This window comes from Mycobacteriales bacterium, assembly GCA_036497565.1.
Taxonomy (GTDB): domain Bacteria; phylum Actinomycetota; class Actinomycetes; order Mycobacteriales; family QHCD01; genus DASXJE01.
Genome location: DASXJE010000031.1, coordinates 1 through 11,963 on the forward strand (window position 1 = coordinate 1; position 11,963 = coordinate 11,963).

Genomic DNA, 11,963 nt, shown 5'->3' on the forward strand with positions numbered 1-11,963 from the left:
TCGGGCATCGTGTTCACCACGTCGGGGGCGACCAGCTCGACGACGTAACGGGTGTCGTCGTAGCTCGGGTCCTTCACACCGGTCGACGCCCACAGCGGACGCTGGGTCTTCGCGCCGGCCGCGGCCAGGGCCTTCCAGCGGTCGGAGGCGAGCATGCGCTCGAAGTGCTGGTAGGCGAGCCGCGCGTTGGCGATCGCCGCCGTGCCCCGCAGCTTCTTCGCCTCCGCGCTGCCGAGCTTGTCCAGCCGGGCGTCGACCTCGGTGTCCACCCGGGACACGAAGAACGAGGCGACGGACGCCATCGACGACAGATCGTGGCCGGCGGCCTTTGCTTGCTCCATCCCGGCGAGGAAGGCGTCCATCACCTCGTCGTAGCGGGCGAGGGAGAAGATCAAGGTCACGTTGACGCTGATCCCCTCGGCCAGCGTCTGGGTGATGGCGGGGACGCCCTCGCGGGTGGCCGGGATCTTGATGAAGAGGTTGGGCCGGTCGACGGCCCACCACAGCGCCTTGGCCTCGGCGGCCGTCGCGTCGGAGTCGTGCGCGATGCGCGGGTCGACCTCGATCGACACCCGGCCGTCGCGGCCGTCGCTGGCGTCGTATGCCGGGCGGAGCACGTCGCAGGCCCAGCGGACGTCGTAGGCGGTGATCGCCCGGGACGCTTCCTCGACCTCGACCCCGCGCAGCGCGAGGTCCTTCAGCTGCTCGTTGTAGGCGTCGCCCTTCTCCAGGGCCTTCGCGAAGATCGTCGGGTTGGTGGTCACGCCGACGACGTGCTTGTCCTTGGACAACGCGGCCAGGTTGCCGGTCGTCAGTCGCTCCCGTGACAGGTCGTCGAGCCAGATCGCTACGCCTTGGGCGGAGAGATCGGCGAGATGGTCGCTCATGGTGCCTCCCGTTGCGGGTGGTGGTGACAGCGGTCAGGTGCCGGTGGTCGTTCCGGTGATGGCGCCGACCTTCTCGAGGCTGGCGTGTGCGGCCGCGACGACCCGGTCCGGGGTGAAGCCGAACTGTTCGAACAACGCCGTATATGCCGCGCTGGCGCCGTAATGCTCCAGGCTGACGATCTCGCCGGCATCGCCGACGAAGTCCCGCCACCCCTGCGCCACGGCGGCCTCGATGCTCACCCGAGCCTTGACGGCGGGTGGGAGCACCTGCTGCTGATATGCCGGGGGCTGCTCACGGAACCACTCGACGCACGGCATGGAGACCACACGGGTCGCAACACCGTCTGCCTCGAGCCTCTTCCGCGCCTCGACCGCGAGGCCGACCTCGGAACCGGTGGCGATCAAGATCACCTGCGCGGTGCCGTGCCCCGCCTCGGCGAGTACGTAACCGCCCTTCGCGGTCCCCTCCGCGGAGGCGTAGGCCTCGCGGTCGAAGACCGGGATGTTCTGCCGGGTCAGGCACAGGCCGGCCGGCCGGTCGGTGTGCTCGAGCACGGTCCGCCAGGCCACGCTCGTCTCGTTCGCGTCGCCCGGCCGGACCACGTCCAGCCCGGGGATCGCCCGCAGCGCCGCCAGCTGCTCCACCGGCTGGTGCGTCGGCCCGTCCTCGCCGAGGCCGATCGAGTCGTGGGTCCAGACGTAGGTGACCGGCAGCTGCATCAGCGCGGCGAGGCGCACCGCCGGGCGCATGTAGTCACTGAAGACGAGGAACGTGCCGCCATAGGGCCGGGTGCCTCCGTGCAGCACGATCCCGTTGAGGATGGAGCCCATGGAGTGCTCGCGGATGCCGAAGTGCAGCGTGCGGCCGTAAGGACCGCCCGGGAACTCCTTGGTCTGGTGTTCGGACGGGACGAACGACGGCTCGCCCTTCATCGTGGTGTTGTTGGACTCGGCGAGATCCGCCGAGCCGCCCCAGATCTCGGGCACCGGGATGAGGGAGTCGAGGACCGCGTTGGACGCCTTGCGGGTGGCGATCCCCTTGTCGTCGGGCGGGAAGGTGGGCAGCAGGTCGGCCCAGCCCTCCGGCAGCGTCCGGGTGGCCATCCGATCGAAGAGCGCGAAGCGGTCGGGGTTGGCCTTGGCCCACTCGTCGAACTTCGGCTGCCAGTCGGCGTGCGCCGCCCGCCCGCGGTCGACGACTTTGCGGGCGTGGGTCAGCACCTCCGGGTCGACGTCGAAGGACTTCTGCGGGTCGTAGCCCATGACCTTCTTGGTGGCGGCCACCTCGTCGGCGCCGAGTGCCGATCCGTGCGCCTTCCCGGTGTTCTGCTTGTTGGGTGCCGGCCAGGCGATGATGGTCCGGAGCTTGATGATCGACGGGCGGCTGGTCTCGCGCCGGGCGGCGGCGTAGGCGCGTTCGAGCGCCGCGATGTTCTCCACGTAGGCGCCGTCGTCGAGCAGGAAGTCGACGTGCTGGGTGTGCCAGCCGTAAGCAGCGTAACGACGCAGGACGTCCTCGCTGAACGCGATGTTGGTGTCGTCCTCGATCGAAATGTGGTTGTCGTCATAGAGCAACGTCAGGTTGCCGAGCTGCTGGTGGCCGGCGAGCGAGCTGGCCTCTCCGGACACGCCCTCCTCGAGGTCGCCGTCGGAGGCGATGCAGTAGATGTGGTGGTCGAACGGGCTCTCGCCGGGCGCGGCGTCCGGGTCGAACAGCCCGCGCTCACGCCGGGCGGCCATCGCCATGCCCACGGCGTTGCCCACACCCTGGCCGAGCGGTCCGGTCGTGGTCTCGACGCCCACCGTGTGGCCGTGCTCGGGGTGCCCCGGCGTCAACGACCCCCAGGTGCGCAGAGACTTGAGGTCGTCGAGCTCGAGCCCGTAGCCGGAGAGGTAGAGCTGGATGTACAGCGTCAGGCTCGAGTGCCCGCACGACAGCACGAACCGGTCCCGGCCGGGCCACGACGCGTCGGTCGGATCGTGGCGCATGATCTTCTGGAACAGCAGGTATGCCGCGGGCGCCAGGCTCATCGCGGTGCCGGGATGGCCGTTGCCGGCCTTCTGCACGGCATCCATCGCGAGGAGCCGGATCGTGTCGATGGCCTTGCGGTCGATGTCGTCCCAGTCGCGGGGAAGGATGGTCTCGTGCTTGTCGGATTTCGTGGCCACGCGGTCGCGCTCCCTTGCGGTGACGGGACGGTCCCGAGGGGGTCGGAGGCCCTCAAGGACCGTGCGTGATGATCACCTACCACCCTAGTCCCGTCGCCCTCCGACGGCCCGAGTGCCTGCACCTCCCTGTTGCCGTCTTGTTTGCCGTCCGGGCTGTGGACGAAACCTCCCAATCCGGCGCGCCGGTCGACGGGTCGTGCAGCCCCGACCCGCACCCCGGAGGGTCGGTTGCCCGGATTACAGTGATCGGGTCAACCACCGAGTCCATGAGGTGCCGTTCCCGTGTCCCGCCCCGCCGTCACAGGCAGCACCGCGATGAGGGGCACCGGGTGACCGCCTATGCGGGGTCGTTGCCACCGCAGCGCACGGTCGGCTCGGTACTTCGGGCCTATCTGGCCCTGACCAAGCCGCGGATCATCGAACTGCTGCTGGTCACCACCGTCCCGACGATGATGCTCGCCGCCCGCGGGCTGCCGTCCTGGACGACCGTCGGTGCGACGCTGCTCGGTGGCGCGCTCGCCGCGGGCAGTGCCAACGCGCTCAACTGCTACATCGACCGCGACATCGACCAGCTGATGCGCCGTACCGAGCGTCGTCCGTTGGCCCGCCATCTCGTTCCGCCGCGCAACGCGCTTGCCTTCGGCGTGACGCTCGGCGTGCTCGCCACGGTGTGGCTCGCCCTGACGACCAACGTCCTGTCGGCGGCACTCGCCGACGCGGCGATCCTCTTCTACGTTTTCGTCTACTCGCTCGGCCTGAAGCGGCGTACGCCGCAGAACATCGTCTGGGGCGGGGCCGCCGGCTGCATGCCGGTGTTGATCGGCTGGTCGACGGTGACCGGCACGGTCTCGTGGGCGGCCGCGACGCTGTTTCTGGTGATCTTCTTCTGGACCCCGCCGCACTTCTGGGCGCTCGGCATGCGGTTCCGCGACGACTACGCTGCCGCCGGCGTCCCGATGCTGCCGGTCGTGGCCTCACCCGAGGTCGTCGCCCGGCGCATCGTCATCTACACCTGGGTGCTGGTGGTGACGTCGGTGGTGCTCTGGCCGCTCGCCACGTCCTGGATCTACGGCGGTTCCGCCATCGTGCTCGGCGTGATCTTCCTCTGGCATGCCTACCAGTTGCGCTCGCAGGCACGGGCCGGTGGGCGCATCACGTCGCTCCGGCTGTTCCGCTGGTCCAACACCTATCTGTCGCTGCTCTTCCTCGCCCTGGCCGTCGACGCTCTGGTGCTGCACTAGCCGCATTACGGCGAGTGTGTTGACCCGGGGGTCCGCGGGGCCCACCATTCCTGTAGACGCGGTTCCGGTTTCCCGCAGGAGTGTGGGTCATGGCGGTGGATTTCGACGGGACCGGCATTGCCCGGTCACACATCATGCAGCTCCCGGGCGACCGCGCTGCGGCCTACGTCACCCGGATGCGCGCGAGCAGTCCGGACTTCCGTGATCTGCTGGTCCACTTCGAGGAGCGCGGCTTCCGCTTCGACGTGGACCGCGTGCGCGTCTTCGTCTATGTCGCCGACTCGGTCGACGGTGATGTCCCGACGGCCCACGTGCTGGGCATCCTGCCGAGCTACGGCGTCGCGTTCGCGACCGACCCCGGCCACCAGGCCGTGTCGATCGGCGTGCACCACAGCGGATCGGCCATCGCCGGGATGGTCGACGTCGAGCACAACCCGTACCGGCTGACCAGGTTCGCCACCGTCATCCCCGCCGGGGAGGGCGAGCGGCCGGTCGAGCACTCGGTCGGCGCCGAGGAGCTCGGGTCGTTGTCCGCGCTCGAGATCGCCTCGCGGCTCGGCCCGCATTCGATCCGCGTGCTCGACCCGCGACCGGCTCCCGCCACGCTCGACCTGCCCGACCTCAGCGCACTGTCGTCGATGCTGTTCCGTGAGCTGCTCGACGATCCGCAGACCCGGCCGATGTATCCCGCGTCGGCGATCGAGGCGCTGCTGGCGCAGACCCCGCTGGTGCAGAAGTTCGCCACCGTCAACGCCCTGCAGCAGGGCGAGGCCGTGCGCCAGGTCGTGCTGGGCATCGCCGACCCGGCGGCGGCCCGGACAATCCGCGGCGCGTGCAGCTGCTCCACCAGTTGCAACGCGTGTACGTCGACGTCGTGCAGCATCACCATCGGCAAAGCCACCAGCGTGCAGTGAGCGCCGAGACGGATCCGCCGTCCCACCACCCGGTCGTCGACCGGGCCGCCCGCGACCGGATGCTGGCCGGGCCGGATCTGCCCGCGGCGACGGCGGATGCGCTCCGGCTCCTCGACCAGCTGCTCGACGGCCATCGGCCCGGCGGCGACGCGCTCGGGGCGGCGCTGACCGGCGGGCTCGAACCAGCGGCGGTGGCCGAGGCGTGGGGGCGGCTCGTCGCGGCCGGGGCGCTGCGCGAAGGCCCGGACGCGACCCCCATCGATCCGAGGTGGGCCGACTACGCCGACCAGGCGCGCACGCTGGCGGTCCTCGCCTACGCCGAACGGGACGCGGAGGCCAGTGCGTGGCAGCGCGCCGGCGGCGAGCTGCAGAAACGGCTGGCTGCCGCCGCCGTCGTCGTCGCCGGTGCCGGCAGCGCGTGGCGCCGGGTCGCCGAGGATCTCGAGGTGGCCGGGGTCGGCACGCTGTCCCCGGTCGACGACGCCGACCTGACGGTGCCCGAGCGGTGCGACCTCGTCGTCCACGTCAGCGACGATCCCCGCCCGGACCGTCGGTTGCAGATCGGCCGGTCGCTGACCCGGGCCGGCGTACCCGCGGTGTTCTATCACCGCGACCAGGGCGACATCGTGGTCGGTCCGTTCGTCTATCCGGGCCAGACGGCGTGCGTCGAGTGCGTCGAGTTGCGCCGCGCGGCGGCCCGCAGCGGGTGGGCGCCGGCCGGCGAGCCGATGCCGCCACCGTTGCTCCGGTTTCCGGTCGGCACGGATCTGCTCGCACTCGACGTGGTGAAGTTCCTCAGCGAGGCGGCGTTGCCCGCGACGAGGGGCCGGGTCGTGCGGTTCGACCTGCGGGTCGGCGTACCCAGCGTGCATCCCGTGCTCCGGCTGCCGCGGTGCCCGGCCTGCGGGGCCGGGCCGGCCGCGCCGGTACGTCGGCTGTGGTCCGCCGCCGACGCCGGGCCGTGACCGCCGCGCGCCGCCCCGCCGACCTGGTCGACGGTTACGTCGGCCTGGTCACCGACCTCGTCCAGGTGCCGGTCGGCGCGGCCGATCCGGCCGTGCACGTGGTCGGCGGCCGGGTCGCGGACCTGGGGTGCTACGGCGTCGACGTCACCGCCGAGATCAACGGCAGCGGCGCGGGGATGACGCTCGCCGAGGCGACGAGTGCCGCGGTGGGGGAGTCCTTCGAGCGCTACGCGTGCTGCTTCCCGCTTTCTGGCGGCCTGATCCCGGGGAGCTACGCCGACCTGAGGGACCGGGCGGAGGCCGATCCCGTGGAGCCGGGACGGTGGGCACTGTTCGAGCGGGATCAGCAGGTTCCCTTCCCGCACTTCGACGAGCAGACTCCGCTGACCTGGGTGACCGGGTGGAGCCTGACGCGGCAGCGGGCCCGGCTCGTCCCGGCCTGTCTCGTCTATTTCGGGCCGGACGCCGATCTGCGTCCCGACGGCTGCGTCACGATCGCCCCGGCGGTGTCCACCGGAGCCGCCTGTGACAGCACGTCGACCGGCGCGACGGTGCGCGGGCTGCTCGAGCTGATCGAGCGGGACGCAGTGCTGATCCACTGGCGCAACCGCATCACGCCGCGCCGGCTGCGGATCGACCCGGCCTGCGCGCTCGCCGGCGACTACACCGATGTCTTCGCGCGGCCGGGCCTGCACTACGAGCTCTACGACGTCTCCCTGGATCTGCCCGTCACTGCGGTGTTCGGCACGCTCACCGACGAGCGCCGCAACCCGCCGGCCGTGTTCGCCGCCGGTGCCGCACACCCGGATCCGGAGACGGCGGTGCGCAAGACGCTGGTGGAGCTGGTGCAGGGTCTGCGGTGGGGTGACCAGACGACCGGGCGCACCGTCGAGCCGCTCCCCGGGTTCGCCAACATCCGCACCTTCGAGGACCGGATGCGGCTCTACTCCGGCAACGACCTGAGCGAGGCGTTCGCGTTCCTGCAGTCCTCGCCGGCGTCGCTCGACCTCAGTTCGGTGGCGCGCTCCGGTGAGCCGACCATCGACGTCCTCGGCCGCCTCGTCGCCGGGCTGGCCGACCGCGACCTCGAGGTCATCGCCGTCGACATCACGACCGACGACCTCGCCGAGTGCGGGGTCGTGGTGGTGAAGACGCTGGTGCCGGGCCTGACGACGATGGAGGGCGACCACACCGCACCGTTCCTGGGCGGCCGGCGGTGGCGGCGACTCCCGGTCGAACTCGGTCTCCTCGATCGGGAACGCGAACCTGCCGAGCTCAACCCGTATCCGCACCCCTACCCGTGAGGTCGCCGATGGACGAGACCCGGGCACCGCTGCTCGACGAGGCCCCGGCCGATCTCTTCTCACCCGCCGAGGTCTTCCACGAAGCCTCCAAGCTCCAACCGACCGACATCGACCTCTTCCTCACCATCCGGATGGTCAGCGGGTCGCCCGACATCCGCCGGGTGATCTCCCGTCCGGCGGCGCGCTGCACCGGCCTGCCGGCGATCGACCTGCCCGCCCCCGCCGGGCTCGCGGACGTCTCCGTCGGAGAGGCGATTCGACGCCGGCGGTCGCGGCGGGAGATGAGCGGGCAGGCGGTGGGCCTCGACGAGATCGCGACGCTGCTGTACGCCGCCGCCGGCGTCGTGACGCATTCGACCGATCCGGCGGACGGCACCACGTGGGGGCTGCGGACCACACCGTCCGGCGGGGGGCTCTACCCGGTCGAGGTCTACTGCTGCGCACTCGATGTGGCCGGTCTGCCGAACGGCGTCTACGGCTACCTGCCCGCCTCCCATCAGATCGCGCAGCTCTACCCGGGCTCGACCCGGGCCGCGCTGGATACGGCGCTGAGCCTGCCCGACATCGCCGACACGGCGGCGGCCTGCATCGTGCTGTCCGGCGTCCCGCGCCGTACCGCATTCAAGTACGGCGAGCGCGGCTACCGCTTCGAGCTGCTCGAGTGCGGCCACGCCTGCCAGAACCTGCTGCTCGCCGCGGCGGCGCTCGACCTCGCCGCGGTGCCGATCGGCGGATTCCTCGACGACGTGCTCAACGACGTCCTGCGCGTCGACGGGCTCACCGAACACGCGCTCTACGCCATTCCGGTCGGCCGACCGGCGGCGGACTGACTCGACCCGGACCGATTCGCCTTCGGACGTGTCACGGCCCGGCCGCGGGTTGGTGCCCACGGCCGGGCCGTCTGGGGAGAGGCTGACCCCTGTTAGTGAGGCTTGATCAGTGACCCTTGTCCGAACCGAGTGTGACGGTGGCCGTGTGGGTCGCTCCGCCCCGCTCGTAGGTGACGGTGACCGCGTCGCCCGGGCGGTTGGCCCGGACCGCGGCGACCAGCGCGTCGGCGGAGTCGATCTCCCGGTCGCCGAGCTTGGTCACGACGTCGCCCTGCTGCAGCCCGGCCTTCGCGGCCGCTCCGCTGCCGCTGACCGAGGCGAGCTTCGCTCCGGTCGGGGTGGCGCCGTTGCTGCTCGCGTCGCTGACGCTGACGCCGAGCTGTGCGTGGCTCGCGGTACCGGAGTTGACCAGCTGGTCGACGATGGGCCGCGCCTCGTCGATCGGGATGGCGAAGCCGACGCCGATCGAACCGGACTGCTGGCTACCGCTGGCGTCGCTGCCGCCGAGACTCGCGATCGCGGAGTTGATGCCGACGACCTGACCCTGCATGTTGACCAGCGCCCCGCCGGAGTTGCCGGGGTTGATGGCGGCGTCGGTCTGGATGGCGTCGATGACCGTGGCCTGCGGCGAACCGCTGGACGGGCTCTGCTGCGACGAGTCACTGGTCTGCACCGGGCGGTCCAGTGCGCTGACGATGCCCGACGTCACCGTGCCGGACAGGCCGAGCGGCGAGCCGATCGCCACGACCGGCTGGCCGACCGCGAGGCCGGTGGACTTGCCGAGGCTGGCCGGGTGCAGTCCCTGCACGTCCTTGGCCTTGATCACGGCGAGGTCGGTCGTCGGATCGCGTCCGACGATGGTCGCCGGCACGGTCTTGCCGTTGTTGAAGGTGACGGTGAGCGTGGCCGGCCCGGAGTTCTGCGAGCCGAGCGCGCCGCTGCCGCTGTTGGCGGCGGCGGCCGCGGCCACGACGTGGTTGTTGGTGAGGATCTGACCGTCCGAGGACAGGATGATGCCGGATCCCTCGTCGCCGCCGCTGCTGGTGGCGACGGTGATCGACACGACGCTGGGGAGCACCCCGGCGGCGACCTGCTGCACGGAACCGGCCGGTGCCTTGTTCGCCGCGTTGTTGGAGACCGGCGGTGCGGCCAGCGAGCTCACCACGGTCTTGGTGCCGCCGCCGAAGTGGTTTTCGACCGCGGCGCCGACGCCGCCGCCGACCAGGGCGACGACGAGGAGCGCCACGGTGGCCGCAGCGATGCGGCGGCGGCGGGGCTGCGGAGCCCCGGCCGCCGGCCCGTAGCTCGAGTAGCCGTACGGCGGAGGCGGCGGCGGTGCCGCCGGACTCCAGCCGGGGCCGGTCTGGTGCCAGGCCGGCGACCACGGAGACGGTTCCTCCGCGGGGGTGCGGGGAGCGGGCGGCAGAGCCGAGGTCGGGGAGGTCTCATCCGCGCCGCCGGCGCCGGCCGCGAACGGCCAGTCGGAGTGGGGCGCGGGGCCACCGGGGCCCGGCTGGGTGGTGCCGTCGTCCTGCGGATACGGACGTGGGTCGTCCGGACGATGATCGTCTGTCATGGCCACAGCGTGGCCCGCCAGCCTGAGAGGACCCTGAAAGTGGGCTGAACTATGCAGAAGACTTTGCGAACGGCAGCGGTCAGGTCCGCGCCGGCGCGTGGCCGGGCAGCCGCAGGGTGAACAGCGCCCCGCCGCCCGGCGCCGTACCGGCGGCGACCACTCCGCCGTGCCGGTCCGCGGCCTGCCGGACGATGGCCAGCCCGAGACCCGAGCCGGGCAGTCCCCGCGCGTCGACGGCGCGGTAGAAGCGGTCGAAGACGTGCGGCAGGTCCGCGGGGGCGATCCCCGGGCCTTGGTCGGCGACCTGCAGCACGCCGTCGCGCAGCGTGACAGTCACGGTGGCCCCGGGCGGGCTCCACTTGGCCGCGTTGTCGAGCAGGTTGGTCACCGCGCGCTCCAGCGCCGTCGGATCGCCGATCACGATCCATGGGTCGGCCGCCACCGCGTAGGCCAGTCCGGGGGCACGCCGGCGTACCCGGTCGATCGCCCGGTCGATGACGGCGCGGAGGTCGATCGGTTCGGGCCGGATCGCGGGGGAGTCGGTGCGTGCCAACTCGACCAGGTCGCCGACCAGCACGGTGAGCTCCTGGGCCTGGGCGCGGACATCGGCGAGGAGTTCGTCGCGGTCGGCCGGGTCGAGCGTCGGCCCGCCGGGGCGGGCGCTCTGGGCGAGCAGGTCGAGGTTGGTGCGCAGGCTGGTGAGCGGCGTACGCAGCTCGTGACCGGCGTCGGCGACCAATTGGCGCTGCCGCTCGCGGGACTGCTCGAGCGCCTCCAGCATCAGGTTGAAGCTCCCGGTCAGCCGGGCCAGCTCGTCGTCGCCCTGCACCGGGATCGAGGTCAGCTCCTGGGTGCGGGCGACGTGTTCGGTCGCGGCCGTGAGCCGCTCGACCGGGCGTAAGCCGGCGCGGGCGACGGCCAGGCCCGCGCAGGCAGCCACCACGATCCCGGCCAGTCCGACGATCAGCAGGACGAGGGCCAGCCGGCCGAGTTCGTGGTCGGTCGCGGTGGTGGACTGGGCCAGCACCAGCGCGAGACCGGGTCGCACCGGAACGGCCACCACGCGGTAGCTGACGCCGTCCTCGGTCGCGCTGCGCAGCGACGTGTGGACGATGCCGTTGGCGACGGCGGTCTCCGGCGAGCCGATCGGCGGCACCGGTGCGCCGGAGAAGACGATCCGGTCGCCGCCGGAGGTGACCAGCGCGACCCGGACGTCGGTGGCCAGGGCGAGGACGACGTCGGGGATCCGGCCGAACCTCGTGATGTCGTTGACGAGCTGGGTCTGGGCAGCGGCGGTGGCCCGCTGCTCGAGGTTGCTGTCGAGGCGGCTGCGCAGCTCATGCCGCACGGTGAGGTAGCCGGCGACCGACGCCATCGCCACCGCGAGGCCGACCGCGACGGCGACCAGCACGGTGATCCGGGTGCGCAGGTTGAGCCGGGTCCAGGCCATGCCGATCCGGGACGGTCCGCTCACGGCGGCGTCTCACGGAGCGCATAGCCGACGCCGCGCACGGTGTGGATGAGTCGGTTCTCGCCCTCGGCCTCGGTCTTGCGACGTAGGTAGCCGATGTAGACCTCGAGCGAGTTCTCGGTGGTGGGGAAGTCGTAGCCCCATACCTCCTCGAGGATGCGGGCCCGGCTGAGCACCTGGCGCGGATTGCGCAGCAGCAGTTCGAGCAGGCTGAACTCGGTCCGGGTGAGCCGGATCTGCCGGTCGCCGCGGCGGACCTCCCGGGTGCCCGGGTCGAGGGAGAGGTCGGCGAAGGTCAGCGACTCGTCGTCGGTCACGTCGCCATGGGTACGGCGCAGCAGGGCCCGGAGCCGGGCCAGCAACTCCTCGAGAGCGAACGGCTTGGGCAGGTAGTCATCGGCGCCGGCATCGAGCCCGGCGACCCGGTCGGAGACGGCGTCGCGCGCGGTGAGCACCAGGACCGGTAGGTCGTCGCCGACCGACCGCAGCCGGCGGCAGGTCGCCAGCCCGTCCATGCCGGGCATCATCACGTCGAGCACCATGGCGTCGGGCCGGTTGGCCGCGACCACGCGCAGCGCCTCGAACCCGTCCGCCGCCAGCTCGACG

Annotated in this window: 10 protein-coding genes; 5 read left to right on the plus strand and 5 right to left on the minus strand. The window is 71.8% G+C overall.

Translation table 11 applies throughout. The features are described 5' to 3' along the window. On the minus strand, positions 1 to 887 hold an 887-nt coding region (gene tal, locus VGH85_03070; GenBank protein ID HEY2172772.1), incomplete at its 3' end, for a transaldolase. Between the two features lie 33 nt (positions 888 to 920). Beyond that, positions 921 to 3,056, minus strand: a complete 2,136-nt coding sequence (gene tkt, locus VGH85_03075) for a transketolase (GenBank protein ID HEY2172773.1) — start codon at positions 3,054 to 3,056, stop codon at positions 921 to 923. 329 nt (positions 3,057 to 3,385) lie between these two features. Here tkt and VGH85_03080 point away from each other — a divergent pair, with 329 nt between their 5' ends. From VGH85_03080 to VGH85_03100, 5 genes are all read left to right on the plus strand, one after another. Next, positions 3,386 to 4,297, plus strand: coding sequence for a heme o synthase (locus VGH85_03080; GenBank protein ID HEY2172774.1), 912 nt, complete (start codon positions 3,386 to 3,388; stop codon positions 4,295 to 4,297). Positions 4,298 to 4,386: 89 nt separating this feature from the next. Further along, complete coding sequence (locus tag VGH85_03085) at positions 4,387 to 5,211, plus strand: hypothetical protein (protein HEY2172775.1); 825 nt, start codon at positions 4,387 to 4,389, stop codon at positions 5,209 to 5,211. Further along, positions 5,208 to 6,176 (plus strand): TOMM precursor leader peptide-binding protein, encoded by a 969-nt coding sequence (locus tag VGH85_03090; GenBank protein HEY2172776.1) that lies wholly within the window; start codon positions 5,208 to 5,210, stop codon positions 6,174 to 6,176. The genes VGH85_03085 and VGH85_03090 overlap by 4 nt, the downstream gene beginning before the upstream one ends. Next, positions 6,104 to 7,480, plus strand: coding sequence for a YcaO-like family protein (locus VGH85_03095; GenBank protein HEY2172777.1), 1,377 nt, complete (start codon positions 6,104 to 6,106; stop codon positions 7,478 to 7,480). Before VGH85_03090 ends, VGH85_03095 begins: the two co-directional genes overlap by 73 nt. An 8-nt stretch (positions 7,481 to 7,488) precedes the next feature. Then, positions 7,489 to 8,310, plus strand: coding sequence for a SagB/ThcOx family dehydrogenase (locus VGH85_03100; protein ID HEY2172778.1), 822 nt, complete (start codon positions 7,489 to 7,491; stop codon positions 8,308 to 8,310). Positions 8,311 to 8,416: 106 nt separating this feature from the next. Here VGH85_03100 and VGH85_03105 read toward each other — a convergent pair whose 3' ends face one another. From VGH85_03105 to VGH85_03115, 3 genes are all read right to left on the minus strand, one after another. After that, entirely contained in the window at positions 8,417 to 9,886 is a 1,470-nt protein-coding gene (locus tag VGH85_03105) for a trypsin-like peptidase domain-containing protein (protein HEY2172779.1), read from the minus strand. 79 nt (positions 9,887 to 9,965) lie between these two features. After that, positions 9,966 to 11,360 carry a HAMP domain-containing sensor histidine kinase gene (locus VGH85_03110; GenBank protein ID HEY2172780.1) on the minus strand — a complete coding sequence of 465 codons (1,395 nt, stop codon included), beginning with the start codon at positions 11,358 to 11,360 and terminating at the stop codon, positions 9,966 to 9,968. After that, a partial coding sequence (locus tag VGH85_03115) for a response regulator transcription factor (GenBank protein HEY2172781.1) occupies positions 11,357 to 11,963 on the minus strand: 607 nt, incomplete at its 5' end. The genes VGH85_03110 and VGH85_03115, both read right to left, overlap by 4 nt.